Genomic DNA, 17,173 nt, shown 5'->3' with positions numbered 1-17,173 from the left:
CATGACGGTATGGGAAAGACTGCGTCCTTATAGTATGGTCGCTCCGGCGATTATCGTGTTCTCCTTGTTCTTCATTTATCCGATCTTCTACATGATTTACTTGAGCATGTTCGATTGGAATTTTGTCAGCCCGACGAAGACTTTCGTGGGCCTTCAGAATTTCAAGGATCTGCTGTCGGAGCCGGATTTCCGCCAGGTGCTGACGAACACAACGATCTATACCCTGCTAACGGTAACGTTAACGACTAGTCTTGCACTGCTGCTCGCCCTATGGCTGAATCGCAAAAGCTTCTTTCACGGCTTCGTTCAAGGCGCGATCTTCAGTCCTCACATTATTTCGCTCGTGTCGATTTCACTGCTGTGGAGCTGGCTGATGGATCCCGAGTATGGGCTGCTGAACTGGGTGATCGGGCTCGTCGGTTTCGGCAAGCTGGCATGGTTATCCCATCCGAGTACTTCATTGGTTTCGCTCGTCATCGTGGCTGTATGGAAAGGGCTCGGCTACAACGCATTGGTGTTCATCGCGGGGCTGCAGAGTATCCCGCCGGATATCTATGAAGCGGCTTCGCTGGATCGTTCCAAGCCGTGGACGACCTTCAGGAAGCTGATCCTGCCTATGCTGTCGCCTTCGATTTTCTTCCTGGTGATCATTAACATGATCGGTTCGTTCCAGGTGTTCGAGACCATCGCTATTATGACGCAAGGCGGGCCGATCAACTCCACCAATACGCTGGTCTATTACATCTACGAGAACGGATTCCGGTTCTTCAAGATCGGTTATGCGTCTGCGGCCGGCGTCATCTTGCTGGTCATCATCGGAGTCCTTACGATCATCTATTTCAAACTGCTGTCGAACCGCGTTCATTACCGTTAAGAAGAGGTGAAGCTCTTGAAAGCCGTAGACAATACGATCAGCGGCCCATCTATGGGGACTGCTGCTGCAAGCAGCCAGTTGAGCCATACACGTACTCGAGAAGCGACAATCAGACGAGCGATATCCGCGATTCTAAGCGGATTGAATACGATCGGACTTCTGGTGCTGGTGCTGATTTTTGCCATGCCGTTCATATGGATGCTCTCCACATCGCTGAAGACGCTGTCCGAGACGATGGTATTCCCGCCGCAGTGGATTCCGCTTGATCCGGTCTGGAAGAATTACTCGGATGCCTGGAACACGGGACCATTCCTCAGCTATTTCACGAACAGTGTTATCATTGCGGTTGGCATTCTGATCTTGCAGCTGCTGACGATTATTCCGGCCGCGTATGCTTTTGCCAGATATAAGTTCGTCGGCTCGGGTTTCCTGTTCGGCATCGTTATGGTGACGCTGATGATTCCGGCCCAGCTGATCTTCCTGCCTGTATACCTGGAGCTCAGTGCATTCAAGCTGCTCAATACGCATCTTGGCCTGATCCTGCCCTTCGCTTCCAGCGCCTTCGGCATCTTCCTGCTGCGGCAGGCATTCATGCAAATCTCGGACGAGCTAATCGAAGCTGCGCGACTGGATCAGGCAGCGGAATGGAAGGTCATCGTGCAGATCATGGTACCGCTTGTGAAGCCGGTGCTGGTGACGTTCGCCTTGTTCAGCTTCATTGCGCATTGGAACGATTATTTCTGGCCGCTTGTCATGACGACCAACGAAACAGCAAGAACGCTGCCGCTCGGTATCGCCAAGATCCGAGAAGTGGAAGGCGTTGCGACGTGGAATATTCTGATGGCCGGTAACGTGATTCTTGTCGTGCCGATCCTCATCGTGTTCTTCTTGTCGCAGCGGCAGATTATCAAGGCTTTCGTGTACAACGGCGTCAAATAATAGAAGCGTGATGGGAAGGATGAAGAGACGATGGTAAGAATTGTGGCACACCGCGGATGTTCAGGAGTAGCACCTGAAAATACGATGGCGGCATTCGAGCTGGCACTAAGTGAGCCGGATATTGCGATGATTGAGCTTGATGTGCATTTGTCGAGGGACGGCGTCCCCGTTGTCATTCACGATCATACGCTGGACCGGACTACGAACGGGACAGGGCCGGTAAAAGCCTACACGCTGGAAGAGCTGCGGCAGTTGGATGCGGGAAGTAAGTTTGATCCTGCTTTTGCGGGACAGCGCATCCCGACGCTTGAGGAAGTCCTGTTGCTTGCCAAAGGCTGCTGCAAACTGCATGTGGAGCTGAAGATGCTGGCCAATGAATATGAGGGCATCGAGGAGCGGGTCATCTCGCTCATTCAGCGGCATGGCATGCAGGAGGAAGTCGTGCTTTCCTCCTTCAATCACGATTCCATGAAGCTGGCGCATGAGATTGACCCATCGATCGCGACGGCTTTGATTTTCCTGGGCAAACCGACGCTGCTTGCAGAGCAGCTTCGATATACAGGCGCAACGGGCTTGTCGGTGCATTATGGATTCGTTACGCCTGAGCTGGTAGAGGAGATGACAGCACTCGGGATGGATCTGGGTGTTTGGACGGTAGATGATTCGGAGGTTCTGGCGCGGATTATAGAAGCGTATCCGAATATCCGGATTACGACGAATTATCCGGATCGCGTCCTGCAGATTGTGCGTGGGGATGGCGTGCGAGTTTAAAGCCTAGATGGGAGAGAGACACGGGATTGTGGTTCCGTGTCTTTTTTCGTTTTTCCTTTTACAAAAAGTTCGTACCCACTTAATGGATAATCAATAGTTGATCATTAGCATAAGGGTAGGAGTTGAAAATTAGCTTTTTCCAGGAGGAGAGAACTAATGAAATTGATTCTGATCGGCGACTTGCATTATCACGAAATCGAAGCCATGATTCCGGGGCTGTCTGCGGCAAGGACTGCTTTCTACCACACGCTGCTGGAGCAATTCCTGAATACGAATGCGGATTGGCATATATCGCTTGGAGATCTGACGAATATCGGATCGCCTTCGGAGCTGCAGGAGGTTTATGAGCTGCTGCAGAGCGACGAACGCAGATTCATTCATGTACTGGGCAACCATGATCTCTACTTGCAGACGCGCGAAGAGGTACTGGCAATCACGGGGCAGCAGCGCTATCACGCCATCGAAACGGATGCGGCGATGCTGGTGTTTCTGGATACGGCCAGAGAGCTGGACATCACCGACTGGAGCGGTTGGATGGATAATGAGCAGCTGCGCTGGCTGGAGGCCTGCGTGGAGAAGTCGGGATCGAAGCCGCTGCTTGTCTTCGGTCATCACCCTGTTTATGGGACCACAGCAAGATCGGAGCTGGACAAAGAATCGATCCATCCCAGCATCGACATGTGGCGCATTCTGAATCGGAAACAAGGGACCGGCGTCTACTTCAACGGTCACACGCATGTGAATTCGATCGTTACTCAGCATAATTGGACGTTCGTGCAGCTGTCTGCCTGTCTGGATCAACCTGAATTCCGGATCGTGGAGCTTGAGGGGGAACAAATCCGAATTTCCACGGTGGATGTGATCGACGAAGGCATGATGGAGCACGCAGCTCTCATGCACCGATATATGCCGTTTTTCGATCCTAATCCAGACGCCCGCGGACAAGATTCAGATCGAGAAGTTGTGATTTCCTTGTCGACATCGGCAGCGGCGCAGACATCATAAGATTCGTAGCTATCCGGCTATGTAGACACGGAATTGAACTTCCGTGTCTTTTTTGCTTTTTCCAGATCGATTTTATTTTAGAATATCATTCGACAGATAAAAGAATATTCTTCGACAAAACATGACTATTAAAGTAGAGAAATACGATATAATAGGGATGCAGTCGCACTAGCGTGAAGCGAGCGTGTCCCTCAGTCTACGTTCATAGGGATACTTGAATAGAAGGCGAAATGGGAGGTCGTGATAGGAGGTCACACAGGTAAGGATAGAAACCCAGATGCAAAGAGCTACAATAGTTTAGGTATCGGTTCAAACAAATCGTCAATAGGGGTGTCGTAGTGAGTAGGAAATTATCAAAATCCGTCATCATGTTTATATGTTTTATGCTAGTTTTTGGTGTGTTTTTTCAGCAAAAAGCATTCGTGTCCGCCGCTTCGTCCTCCGGTGCTCTGACCAGCGCCATTCCGAACGAGCCTATAACCGGAGCTGCGTACGGGAATGGAGTTTATGTAGCGGTAGGCTATTACGGCAAAATCCTATCGTCTGCGAACGGGCTTGATTGGCAAATCGCCGCAGACAAAACGAGGCTCGACATCACGTACACGGGTGTCGCTTTTGGTAATAACGCGTTCGTCGCAGTCGGATATGACGGCACGATCATGACGTCGCCGGACGGTGCGGTATGGACGCAGCGGGACTCTACCGTCACAAGCACGATTGCTAGAGTTACATATGTCGCAGGCATCAATAAATTCCTTGCCGTTACCAAAGCAGGAACCTTGCTCACGTCGTCCAATGGCGTTACGTGGACCTCGGCTTCTGTAGGGACGAGCAAAGATCTGACCTCCATCGCATACAACGGAACCGCAATCGTAATTGGTGATTCCGGCGGATCTGTACATACTTCGACGAATGGTATCAGTTGGACGCACACCAAGCTTCCGAATACTTTCTTTATCAATTCCGTTCTCGGTCTTAATAACCGATTCTATGCAAACGATGCGTTGGGGTCGAGTTATACATCTACTGACGGATATAATTGGACATCCGCCAACATAGCTGGTCAAGTTTTCGGCGGCCTCTACGATGGCAGCAAGTATTATTTGTTCGGATATGACGGGACATCGTATGGCGCAGTGTTTACGTCTGGCAAAGCAGATGGCTTGAACTTCACGCAGCAATCCACAAAAAGCACGACAATGACCGCACAAAATGGCTTCTACGCGAACGGGGTCTACATGCAGCTTGGTAACGACGGCATCGTCGTTTCGACCAACGGGACTAGTTGGGATTACGCTTACGGCGGCGTGGTTTCCAGCGTTCTATACGACGGTACAAAATACATAGCTGTCGGGAAACACGGCAACGACGGATTTATTAAAACGTCTACTGATTTTACCAGTTGGACGACAGTTGTTTTGCCGCAGCGAGTTCCAGCACTGAAGTCTATTGCAACCGGAGTGGGTAAATATATTGCGGTGAGCGATTCTCCGGGTACAATGCTCGAATCAACTAACGGAACCACTTGGTCCGTAAACTCTCCTGCTGTTTCGGAGTACGGCTTCACGTCGATCGCCTTTGCAAACGCCACATTCGTGGCAGTCGATGACATTGGGTCCATTTATAGGTTGGCAAATGGCAGTACAAACTGGACACTGGAGAGGGAAGATGTTGTTGACTATAATGCGTTACGGTTCGTTACCTATAGTGGAGCATTTTATGCTGCCGGAGACTCGGGAGTTCTTCAAAAGTCTACGGATAATGGGAACACTTGGACAAGCGCTGTCGGAGAAGTAGTCCCCTCGATAACTACATTCGACAAGCTGAGTTCTAATCAAACGGACATTCCGATCACGTTCACGGCGGACACATTGAAAAAGGTTACCATCAGCAATTATAGCAGTGCTTTGGTTGAAGGTACCGATTATAGCTTATCAGGTACAACGGTGACGATAAGCAAGTCATTTTTATCCAAATTGCCTCTTGGTTGGCAAACCATCGCATTGCACCTAAGCAGTGGCAGTCCATTCAAGAGGGTTGCAGTCAACGTCATTAACACGGCGCCTTCGTTAGGGCAGGTTACGGGTATACAGTTTAAACCGAATGGCGATGCATCGTGGGTGGGGAATATGACTGGAGCGGTTAGTTATGAAGTGCAACTGTACCGTAACGGATCTGTCTGGGGCAGCGCGGTCTCAGTGGCCGCTGGCAGCACAAGCACAAATTTCTTAGCAGCCATGCTTGCTGCAGGAGCGGGCAGTTATACGGTCAAAGTCAAAGCGGTAGGAGATACCGTAAATTATAAGGATGGAACCCAATCGACTATACCTGGATCAGTGACCGTTTATAAGGCACCGATTGAGGATGGAACTGCTATTAAAGAGGGTACAACTCAGAGAGCCGACTTTGATATCCTCGTTAATGCCCAAAATGGGACATACGCAACAGCGAAAGTCGGCGGCGTTAACGTATTGCAAACGCAGTCGGGTACAAAAGTACAGGTTACAGGTGGGAAAGCGACGCTTCCAATTAAGATCGCTGGTTTGTCAGAGGGCGATAACCAAATTGTGATCGCTTTACAAGATGCTTCAGACAACAGAAATTCCGAAGAATTAACGGTTAAGGTGACGAAGGATACAACAGCACCAATAACCGCAACTGAAGATGGAACGGCTGATAAAGCGGGGACTACTCAGACGTCTAACTTCAACGTCATCGTAAATGCGGAGACGGGAGCTGCAGTGACAGCTAAAGTAGGTGGCACAAACGTCCTTCAAACCGGAGCGAGCGTCTTAGCCGCGGGCGGTAAAGCGACGCTTCCGATTGACCTTTCGAAACTTGCGGAGGGAGCGAACAACATTGCAATTGTTGTCACGGATCCGGTGGGCAATGCTTCCGTCACGCTGACTGTCAGCGTAACGAAAGATACCGTAAGTGCGGCAAATGCAGCATTGGCAATCACATACGGTGGTAGTGATTCCGCTACAAGCGTAACGCAAGCAGTAACGTTGCCGACAACAGGAATTAATGGTACGACCGTTTCGTGGTCGTCTAGTAATTCAGCGGTAATTGCAGCGAATGGAGCGGTAACGCGCCCGGCATTCGGAGCTGGCAATGCCACGGTAACCTTAACTGCGACGATTGGCAAAAGTGGAATAAGCCAGACGAAAACGTTCGAGCTGACCGTGCCGGAGCAAGCGCCAACGGATGCGCAAGCAGTAGACGCGGCAAAAACGGCATTAGAAGTCACTTATGGCGGAAGTGATACAGCTGCAAGCGTAACGCAAGCGGTAACGCTGCCAGTGACAGGGCTGCTTGGAACGACAGTTACATGGACGTCCAATAATGCAGCAGTTATCGGAGCGACAGGTGCGGTAACGCGTCCGATATATGGAGCGGGGGATGCAACGGTAACGCTGACTGCGACGATCACTAGAGGCGGAGTAAGCCAGACAAAAGCATTCACATTGACCGTGCAGAAGCTAGCACAGACAGATGTAGAAGCCGTCACCGAAGCAAAAGCGGCATTGGCGATCGCTTACGGCGGAAGTGATACAGCTGCAAGTATTACGCAAGCCGTAACATTGGCGGCAACAGGGCTGAGCGGAACGACAGTAACATGGTCATCCGATGATGCAGCAGTCAATGCAACGACTGGAGCGGTTACGCGTCCAGCATACGGATCGGGCAATGCGACGGTGACGTTGACCGCGACGATCACGAAGAATGCAGCAAGCGAGACCAAGTCGTTCACGCTTACCGTGTTGGAGCTGGCTCAAACGGATGAGCAAGCGGTAAGCGCAGCTAAAGCGGCACTAGCAATTGGTTATGGCGGAAGTGATACGTCTGCAAGCGTAACGCAAGCCGTAACATTGCCAGGAACAGGGCTGAACGGAGTGACAGTGACATGGTCATCCGACGATACAGCAGTTAATGCAACGACAGGTGCGGTAACACGCCCTGCATTTGCATCGGGCAATAGAACGGTAACGTTAACTGCGACGATCACGAAGAATGCAGCAAGCGAGACCAAAATATTCACGCTGACCGTAACGAAGCTGGCACAGACAGATGCAGAAGCAGTAAGCGCGGCTAAGTCGGCATTAGTAGTCGGTTACGGTGGTGGCGATTCCGCTATAAGCGTAACCCAAGCAGTGACACTGCCAGGAACAGGGCTGAACGGAGTGACAGTAACATGGTCGTCCGATAGCTCAGCCATTGATGCAACGACAGGTGCAGTAACGCGTCCGGCGTACGGATCGGGCGATGCAACAGTAACGTTGACAGCGACGATCACGAAGAATGCAGCAAACGAGAGCAAAACGTTCACGCTGACTGTGTTGGAGCTGGCACAGACGGATGCGCAGGCAGTAAGCGCAACGAAAGCGGCACTAGCAATTGGTTACGGCGGCAGCGATTCCGCTACAAGCGTAACGCAAGCGGTGACGCTGCCAGCAACAGGACAAAACGGAGTGACAGTAACATGGTCGTCCGATGATGTAGCAGTAAATGCAACAACAGGTGCAGTAACTCGCCCAGCATACGGTGCAGGCGATGCAACGGTAACGTTGACTGCGACGATCACAAAGAATGCAGCAATCGAGACCAAGACGTTCACGTTGACGGTACCGAAGCTTGCACAAACGGATGCGCAAGCAGTAAGCGCAACGAAGGCGACACTAGAAGTTGGATACGTCGGCAGCGATTCCGCTACAAGCGTAACGCAAGCAGTAACGTTGCCAGCAACAGGGCTGAACGGAGTGACAGTTACATGGTCGTCCGATGATGTAGCAGTAAATGCAGCAACAGGTGCAGTAACTCGCCCAGCATACGGTGCAGGTGATGCAACGGTAACGTTGACCGCGACGATCACGAAGAATGCAGCAAGCGAGACCAAAACATTTACGCTGACCGTAACGAAGCTAGCACAGACAGATGCAGAAGCAGTAAGCACGGCTAAGTCTGCATTAGCAGTTGGATACATCGGCAGCGATTCCGCTACAAGCGTAACGCAAGCAGTAACCTTGCCAGCAACAGGGCTGAACGGAGTGACAGTAACTTGGTCGTCCGATAGCTCAGCCATTGATGCAGCAACAGGTGCAGTAACGCGTCCAGCATACGGTGCAGGTGATGCAACGGTAACGTTGACCGCGACGATCACGAAGAATGCAGCAAGCGAGACCAAGACGTTTACGTTGACGGTAACGAAGCTTGCACAAACGGATGCGCAAGCAGTAAGCGCAACGAAGGCGACACTAGAAGTTGGATACGTCGGCAGCGATTCCGCTACAAGCGTAACGCAAGCAGTAACGTTGCCAGCAACAGGGCTGAACGGAGTGACAGTTACATGGTCGTCCGATAGCTCAGCCATTGATGCAACGACAGGTGCAGTAACGCGTCCTGCATACGGATCGGGAGATGCAACGGTAACGTTGACTGCAACGATCACGAAGAATGCAGCAAGCGAGACCAAGACGTTCACGCTAACCGTAATCCAGCTTGACGAAGTAATACCGCCCGACGTAACACCGCCGGCAGCGCCGACAGTGAACGCAGTGGATAGTGATGACCTCGTCATCACCGGTAGTGCAGAAGTAGGTTCGACCGTAACGGCAAAAGCAGGCGGAACGACGCTGGGAACAGCAGTAGCAACAGGAGGCACGTACTCCATCACGTTGACAGCTGCTCTACCAGCAGCTACACAGCTTGAAGTAACGGCAACGGATGCAGCAAGCAATGTGAGCCTGGCAACGCTGATCACGGTAACAGAAGCAACAGTTGTAACACCGCCAGACGTAACACCACCGGCAGCACCGATAGTGAACGCAGTGGATAGCGATGACCTCGTCATCACTGGTACTGCAGAAGTAGGTTCGACCGTAACGGCAAAAGCAGGCGGAACGACGCTGGGAACAGCAGTAGCAACAGGAGGCACGTACTCCATCACGTTGACAGCTGCTCTACCAGCAGCTACACAGCTTGAGGTAACGGCAACAGATGCTGCTAGCAATGTGAGCTCGGCGACGCTGGTCACGGTAACAGCGGTATTCACCGGCACTCCATCGATACCAAGTGACACCCCGGTGACCTCGACAGACGGTACACTAACGCTTCCTTCAGGCAAATCCGGTAAGGTTAGCCTGAAAGACGATGTTACAATCACGATTCCGGCAGGCGCAACAGACAATAACCTGAAACTAACGATAGACAAAGTGTTGAACACTCAAAATTTAGTTTCGGATGATGATGTGCTAGCCAGTCCGGTCTTCGAGATTCTGAAGAATTTCACGGAGAACTTCAGTAAATCCATCACGTTGACGTTTGCTTTCGATCCGACCAAATTGAGTGGCGATGAGAAAGTAGCGGTCTTCTATTATGACGAAGTGAAGAAGGAATGGGTAAAAGTTGGCGGTGTCCAAATCAACGCCAACCACATCTCCGTAGAGGTCAATCACTTTACGAAATATGCGGTATTCGTTGTCAATCAAACGCCAACGGATCCAACACCAACGATTAACTTTAGCGACATCTCCGGACACTGGGCTGAAGCTACTATCAAGAATGCGGTAAGCAGCGGAATCGTTAAGGGTTACCTGGATGGTACGTTTAAGCCGGGGAAAACCGTTACGCGCGCCGAATTTGCAGTCATGCTGATGAATGCATTGAAGCCGCAAGGAGACGGAGCGAAGCTTACGTTTACAGATACAGCGAAGATCGGAACGTGGGCGCAGAAAGCAGTCGCTCAGGCGGTACAAGCAGGTATCATTAATGGTTATGCTGATGGCAGCTTTGGTCCAAATGAAGAGATTACACGCGCAGAGATGGCGGCGATGATCGCGAAGGCGCTGGGTCAAACAACTAAAGAAGTTGCAGCAACCGACTTCGCAGATGACAAGGTCATTCCGGCATGGGCGAAAGCCAGTATTGCGTACATGAAGAAATCCGACATAATGCAAGGCAAAGGCAATAACCACTTCGCCCCTGGCGACCATGCAACAAGAGCAGAAGCTGTAACGGTTCTGCTTAACATGTTGGCACAGATGAGCAAATAGAGTTTTAAAAAAGGGTTACCCTACAAGCAGTCGAACAAGCTGCTTGTCGGGTAACCCTGTCTCATCCCCCAAAAAAAAGCCCCCAATCTCACATCGAGATTGGGGGCTTGCCTTATATTCCGGAGGATAGCTAATCTCAAGCCTCCATCTTCTGAGCCGAATACAGCTTATAATACCGGCCGCGGCGCGCGAGCAGCTCATCATGCGAGCCGCTTTCGGCGATGCCTTTGTCAGCCACATACATGATGCGGTCGCAGTTCTTAACTGTAGAAAGACGATGCGCGATGATGAACGACGTACGTCCCTTCAACAGTTCGTTCAGTCCCATCTGCACCAGACGCTCTGTCTGCGCATCGATGGACGAAGTCGCCTCATCGAGGATGAGTATCCGCGGATTCGCCAGAAGCGTACGAGCGAAGGAGATCAGCTGCCGCTGTCCCTGAGAGAGCTTCGAACCGCGCTCGTTCACCTCGGTCATGTAGCCTTTCTCGAACTCGCGGATAAACTCATCCGCACAGACAGCCTTGGCAGCCTCGATAACCTCTTCCTCTGTAGCGTCGAGCTTGCCATAGCGGATATTATCAAGGATCGTGCCGGAGAAGATGAAGCTATCCTGCAGCATAATCCCCATTTGACTACGCAGTGATTTTAGCTTGATTCGAGAAATGTCGTGACCATCGATGCGAATTTGTCCGCCCGTGATGTTGTAGAAGCGCGAGATCAGGTTGACCACCGTTGTCTTACCTGCACCGGTTGGACCAACGAGTGCGATGCTCTCTCCTGCTTTGACATCAAACGAAAGGTTCTGCAGAATATTGTGCCCCGGATCGTAAGCGAAGGTCACATCGTCGAAGGTGACACTCCCTTGGATAGGCGGCAATTCCTTCGCATTCGGCACGTCGCTAACTGTCACCGGCTCATCGAGCGTCTCGAAGATACGCTCCAGATAGGCGACAGAGTTGATGAAGCTGTTGTACAAGTTCGAAATATTAAGGATCGGCTGCCAGAAGCGCGAGGCGTAGCTGCTCATCGCGAGAATAACGCCGAACGTAACCTCTTCTGGTCCGAGCGCCAGCAAACCAACGAAATAGATTGCTGTCGTGACAGTCGTCGCTAAGTTATCTACCGAGAACGGGACTAGAAAGTTCAGATACATCGTTCGCATCCACGCACTGCGGTAGTTGCTGGACAGCCGCGTGAAGATGCCTTCGTTATGCTTCTCACGGGTGAAGATTTGCGTAACGCGAATGCCGCTGATGCTCTCCTGCAAGTAAGCGTTCAAGTTGGAGCTCTTGTTGGATACCGACTGCCATGCCCGGCGCTGCTTGGTCTTGATGAGCATGATGATACCTAGGAAGACAGGCAAACCGCCCAGAATGACAAAAGATAACTTCACATCAACAGCGAACATAAAGATGGCGATGAAGAGCAAGTTCATAATTTCAAGAATCAAGTTGATAATCCCGTTGGACAGCACGTCCGATACGGAGTTGACGTAGTTGACGACCCGAATGAGGATCTTACCTTGTGGGCGATCGTCATAATATTGAAACGGCAGCTCCTGCAAGTGTTTGAACAAGTCCGTCCGGATATCGAAAATGATATCCTGTCCGACACTCGTCATCATACGCGAGCGGATTGTGGCCAAGATGACACTGACGACGATGGTACCCAGAGTGAGCAGCGACCATCCGACGAGCGCTTCCTTGTTCTTAGCAGGAATCGTGACGTCGACGACGTGCTGCATAATGAGAGGCGCGGAGAGCGCGATCCCGGCTGACAGGGCGCTCAGGATGAACGCGATGATCATCGGCTTTTGCTGCCTTCTGATGTAGACCAGCGCACGCCGGAAATGTCGGATATTAAACGGTGACTCTAAATTCTCATCAATATCGAACTTATTTCTAGCCATGAGCGATCGCCCCCCTTCCGATGCCTTCGATTTGCAGCTTGAATACGTCGTAATAATAACCGCGCTTAGCTAGAAGCTCCGCGTGCGTGCCCTCTTCAATGACACGTCCATTGTCCAAAATAAGAATGCGATCCGCCTGCGCCGTCGTGGATACACGCTGGGCGATAATGATCTTCGTACAAGGGAAGTCCAGCTCGCGCAGACTCTTCTGGATATGCTCTTCCGTTTCCAAATCGACAGCCGACGTAGTGTCGTCGAGGATGAGGATCGGTGGCTGCACGGCCAAAGCCCGAGCCAGAGCGATACGCTGTTTCTGTCCGCCTGATAGACCGACGCCGCGTTCGCCAACGACGGTGTTATAGCCTTCCGGCATTTTGCGAATGAAGTCTTGGGCAGCGGCAAGCTGTGCGAACTTATAGACATCCTCTTCCGGTATATCCGGATTGCTGTAGGCAATGTTGCCGTCAATCGTATCGGAGAACAGCAGGACATCCTGCGTCGCGATGCCGATATTGCCGCGCAGCTCGTCGAGCTCCAGTTTACGAACATCCTTGCCGTCCACCAAGACGCGGCCTTTCGCAACGTCATAGAAACGCGGGATGAGGTTAATGAGCGTCGTTTTACCGGATCCCGTCGCACCCATAATGGCGATCGTTTCGCCGGGCTCGATCGTGAAGTTGATGTCTTCAAGCACCGTCACATTGTCATACTTAAAGCTCACATGCTCGAACTGGATTCGGCCATGATAACGGCTCTTAACCGTGGCATTGTGATTGTTGACGATTTCAGGATGCGCGTAGTAGACCTCGATGATCTTGGTAAGGCTCGCGAAGAACCGCTGAATATCATTGATAATGATACCAATGCTGCGCATCGGGTTGGATAGTCCCCAGACGAGTGCGGAGAATGCCGAGAATTCCCCAAATGTAATCCGCCCGTTCATGACGAACAGACCTCCTGCCAGCATCAGAATAACGCTGAATCCCTGAGAGAAGATCTCCAAGTATGGGAAATAGTCCAGCCAGACCAAGGCGGCTTTCTTATTGGCCTTCGAGTAATTCACGCTTTTCTCCGTGAATTTGTTGATTTCGAATTCCTCGCGCGCGAATGCTTTGACCACGCGATTACCCGCGATATTTTCCTGCGTTGTCGTATTCAGCTGCGATAGGCGCTCCCGCAGATCCACATACATCGGACGTACGCGTCTGGCGAATATGAATGCCACGATGCCAATCGGAGGCGACAGGATGAGCAGCCACCACGTCAGCTCTGCGTCGATATAGAAGAAATACACCACTGCTGCAATAAATACCGTTAGCGACTCAATGATCGTTTTGATGATCCACGCCAAGGAATGCCGGACCATCTCGAGGTCGCCCGTCATTTTGGTCATGAGATCCCCGGTACGATTGCGATCGTAATACTTCATGTCCTGGCCCTGAATCTTGTTGTACAGGTAGATCCGGACACGGTAAAGCATGTTCTGTGAAGCGCGTTCATACAGCAAGGTCGTAAAATAGGACAGACTCGTGCGAAGCAAGGAGAAGCCGATCATGCCCAAACAAAGACCGATCAGCAGTGCCCGTTCGTCTGTCAGATTACGTGCTGCATCATCGCCAGCGATGAATAGATCGACAATACGCTGTCCGATGTAAGGATTAATAATGGTGAGCGAGGAGCCCACCACCGATAGGCATAATGCGAAAATATAACGCGTGCGATCGCCTATCAGGTTGTGCCAAAGCCACTTGAATTGAAACATGTGATCACCGACTTCTGTAAGTTTCTAGATTTTGAGTATCCGAATGCCGCCTTCAGTTCGATTGGGCTGTTCTCCGGTCAAAAAACTATGGAAATTATAACACAAATATTTGGAAATCGATCGAAAAAATTTATTTTGTTCTGGGACTCTCTGTCAGTATGTGAGTCATCGCGTGAGCGAATGCACGCTCGATTCTTATGGAAAATTTTAAATAATCATCAAGGATAATGGTAAAAAGTGTCGAATTAGAACAAAATGTCGAGCTTGGCGGCTTCTTGTCCGATCCGGCGATTTAAGCGAAGTTGAAACTACGCGTCTGATCTTCCGTAATCCAGATTAAGGAATCGGAAATATGTTGCGATCAAGCCGCGTACATTGGAATGAACCTGGATGGAGGAGCATGGTCGATGGGAACTAAATTCGTAAAGCTGCTGGGTGTGATCGTGGTCATCGCGGCTTTGAATATTGCGGTATTCTCGCCCGGATTGATGGGAGTTGCGATCGGGGAGCGTCCCTTCGATTCGGCTCTCGGCGTTACTTTGCTTCTGGCGAGCGGTATAGCGCTTCTGTACGGAAGCTTTACGCTCCTGTTTAAACAGCAAGAGAAGCTTCCGCTCAAGCAGCTTCAAACGAGAGAAGACTTCCAGGAGGCGCTCACTAGGTATAAACGAGTGAAGGTGCTGCAGGAGGATATGGCTTATGCCTTGGAGCAGATGGAGCGGATGAATAAGAAACAGGACACCTTGCTGAACGTTCTCGGGCAGCGATTTGATCCCAATGAACTTAGTTACAAGAAATTCGCCTCGGTGACGCGAGAGGTGGAGAAGTTATTTTACCTGAACGTGAGAAGTATCTTGAATCGGTTAAATATGTTCGATGAATCGGAGCTTCAGCATGCCGGAGGAGGTCGGAAGCCTTCCCGGATTTCCCCTGAGCTTCTCCAAGTGAGAGCGGGGATCGTGGGCGAGCAGCTGACATTCGTCAAGCTATCGCTGGAGTCGAACGAAGAGATGTTGATCAAGCTGGATAAGCTGCTGCTTGAAATTTCGCGCTTGGACAGCTTCGAGCCGAGCGAAATCGATCAGATGCCCTGCATGCAGGAGATCGACTCGTTGATCAAGCAGACTAAATATTACAAACAGTGAGAGGTGCGGTTATGTCCAAACAGAGCAAGTTTTTGTTGATATCGATTGTGATCTTGGGTCTCGTATTCGTCCTTGTGTATTATGGCATCAATCTGACCTCGAACTTAGGCAAGTCCAAAGCGGAGGTCACTTCCGAGAACGCGGGCAAGCAACTAAGCAATCTGTACGAAGACATTTCCGTTACGACCGCGGAGCCGGTGAAAGGACAGATCGATCTGGATCCCATCGACGTGGCGGCCTCATTGCCGGACATCTCCAAGTTCCCGATTACGGTGAACAGCACAACGGATCATTTCGTTGAAATCTTCTCCTCCACGGAGAAATCGGGGACCGGCGTTGACGGCTGGTTAACCGAAGTTGCTACGGAATTCAATAAGGCCGGCATCGAGGTAGACGGAAAGCCCGCATCCGTGAAGATAAGAAACATCGCCTCCGGAACGGCAACCGATTATATCAAGACCGGCAAATATGTTCCGGACGCGTTCACGCCTTCCAATGAACTATGGGGCAAGATGGCGGAAGCGAGCGGAGTCAAGACGCAGCTCATTGCGCCGCGCCTCGTCGGCAATGTTCCGGGCATCGTCATTGCCAAGGCCAAGTACGACGCATTGGTCGACAAATATGGATCGGTCAATGTCAAAACCGTTACCGAAGCCATTGCGAACAATGAGTTTTCGATGGGGTATACCGATCCTTTTGCCAGCTCGACCGGACTCAACTTCCTCGTCACGGCACTTCATACCTTCGATAATGCCAATAGCCTGAGCGACAAAGCCGTTCAAGGGTTCGAGAAATTCCAAGCGAACGTACCGTTTATCGCTTCAACTACCCTTCAGATGCGGGACGCGGCCAAGTCAGGCATGTTGGACGGCTTCGTGCTGGAGTATCAGACGTTCGTTAATGCGCCGGAATTGAAGAGCGGCTATGTATTCACACCGTTTGGTGTTCGGCATGACAGTCCGCTATTCGCTTTAGGGGATCTTCCGCAAGAGAAAATCGACATCATCAAGAAATTCGCTGAATTCGTGACCCAAGACAACTATCAACAAATGGCCAAGGACAAAGGGTTTAACCAGCTAGAAGAGTACAAATCCGAACTGGACGTCATGGACGGCGCAACGCTATCTTCCGCCCAGAAGCTGTGGAAAGAGAAGAAGAACGGAAGCAAACCGATATCAGCCGTCTTCGTAACCGACATCTCCGGAAGCATGGACGGCGAGCCGCTTGCCCGCCTGAAAGAATCGCTGCTGAAAGGGCAGAAGTATCTCGGCCGGGATAACAGCATCGGACTCGTCTCGTACTCGAGCGACGTATCCATCGATGTGCCGATCGGCAAATACGATGCGATTCAGCAATCGTTGTTCGTGGGAGCCGTGAACAATCTGCAATCCGGCGGCGGAACGGCGACTTTCGATGGCATCATCGTTGCGCTCAAGATGCTTGAAGACCAATTGCTTGTTAATCCGAATACGAAGCCCGTTATTTTCGTCCTAAGCGATGGGGAGACGAACGAGGGACACTCGCTCAACGACATCAAAGAGCTGGTCGAAATCTACAAAGTTCCGATCTACACCATCGGCTACAATGCCAACATCAAAGCGCTTCAAAGCATATCGAGCATTAACGAGGCGGCAAGCATCAACGCGGATACGGACGATGTCGTTTACAAGATCGGCAACCTGCTCAACGTTCAGATGTAATGCCCAACCCTAA

Annotated in this window: 9 protein-coding genes; 7 read left to right on the top strand and 2 right to left on the bottom strand. The window is 51.1% G+C overall.

Annotation, left to right across the window (positions count from 1 at the left end):
- Position 1 precedes the first annotated feature (1 nt).
- The 5 genes from AC50Y3_RS22790 (at position 2) to AC50Y3_RS22770 (ending at position 10,641) form a co-directional block, all read left to right on the top strand.
- Entirely contained in the window at positions 2 to 874 is an 873-nt protein-coding gene (locus AC50Y3_RS22790) for a carbohydrate ABC transporter permease (protein ID WP_494821022.1), read from the top strand.
- A 108-nt stretch (positions 875 to 982) separates the two neighbouring features.
- Complete coding sequence (locus AC50Y3_RS22785) at positions 983 to 1,813, top strand: carbohydrate ABC transporter permease (RefSeq protein WP_494821245.1); 831 nt, start codon at positions 983 to 985, stop codon at positions 1,811 to 1,813.
- A gap of 30 nt (positions 1,814 to 1,843) precedes the next feature.
- Positions 1,844 to 2,584, top strand: coding sequence for a glycerophosphodiester phosphodiesterase (locus tag AC50Y3_RS22780; RefSeq protein ID WP_494821021.1), 741 nt, complete (start codon positions 1,844 to 1,846; stop codon positions 2,582 to 2,584).
- Between the two features lie 156 nt (positions 2,585 to 2,740).
- Positions 2,741 to 3,589, top strand: a complete 849-nt coding sequence (locus AC50Y3_RS22775; protein ID WP_494821020.1) for a metallophosphoesterase family protein — start codon at positions 2,741 to 2,743, stop codon at positions 3,587 to 3,589.
- A gap of 338 nt (positions 3,590 to 3,927) precedes the next feature.
- A complete protein-coding gene (locus AC50Y3_RS22770; RefSeq protein WP_494821019.1) occupies positions 3,928 to 10,641 on the top strand; it encodes an immunoglobulin-like domain-containing protein in 6,714 nt (2,237 codons plus the stop codon).
- 136 nt (positions 10,642 to 10,777) lie between these two features.
- Here the strand turns inward: AC50Y3_RS22770 and AC50Y3_RS22765 are convergent, their stop codons facing one another.
- Both AC50Y3_RS22765 and AC50Y3_RS22760 read right to left on the bottom strand, forming a co-directional pair.
- Entirely contained in the window at positions 10,778 to 12,553 is a 1,776-nt protein-coding gene (locus AC50Y3_RS22765) for an ABC transporter ATP-binding protein (RefSeq protein WP_494821018.1), read from the bottom strand.
- Positions 12,546 to 14,315 carry an ABC transporter ATP-binding protein gene (locus AC50Y3_RS22760; RefSeq protein WP_494821017.1) on the bottom strand — a complete coding sequence of 590 codons (1,770 nt, stop codon included), beginning with the start codon at positions 14,313 to 14,315 and terminating at the stop codon, positions 12,546 to 12,548. The genes AC50Y3_RS22765 and AC50Y3_RS22760 overlap by 8 nt, the downstream gene beginning before the upstream one ends.
- A gap of 407 nt (positions 14,316 to 14,722) precedes the next feature.
- Here AC50Y3_RS22760 and AC50Y3_RS22755 point away from each other — a divergent pair, with 407 nt between their 5' ends.
- Together AC50Y3_RS22755 and AC50Y3_RS22750 are read left to right on the top strand one after the other, a co-directional pair.
- Positions 14,723 to 15,460 carry a hypothetical protein gene (locus tag AC50Y3_RS22755; protein WP_494821016.1) on the top strand — a complete coding sequence of 246 codons (738 nt, stop codon included), beginning with the start codon at positions 14,723 to 14,725 and terminating at the stop codon, positions 15,458 to 15,460.
- A gap of 11 nt (positions 15,461 to 15,471) precedes the next feature.
- Positions 15,472 to 17,160, top strand: coding sequence for a VWA domain-containing protein (locus AC50Y3_RS22750; protein WP_494821015.1), 1,689 nt, complete (start codon positions 15,472 to 15,474; stop codon positions 17,158 to 17,160).
- Positions 17,161 to 17,173: the final 13 nt, after the last annotated feature.

This window comes from Paenibacillus sp. J22R98 (genome assembly GCF_059383835.1).
The sequence above is the reverse complement of the archived record's forward strand: the minus strand, read 5'-3'. Positions and strand labels throughout refer to the sequence as shown.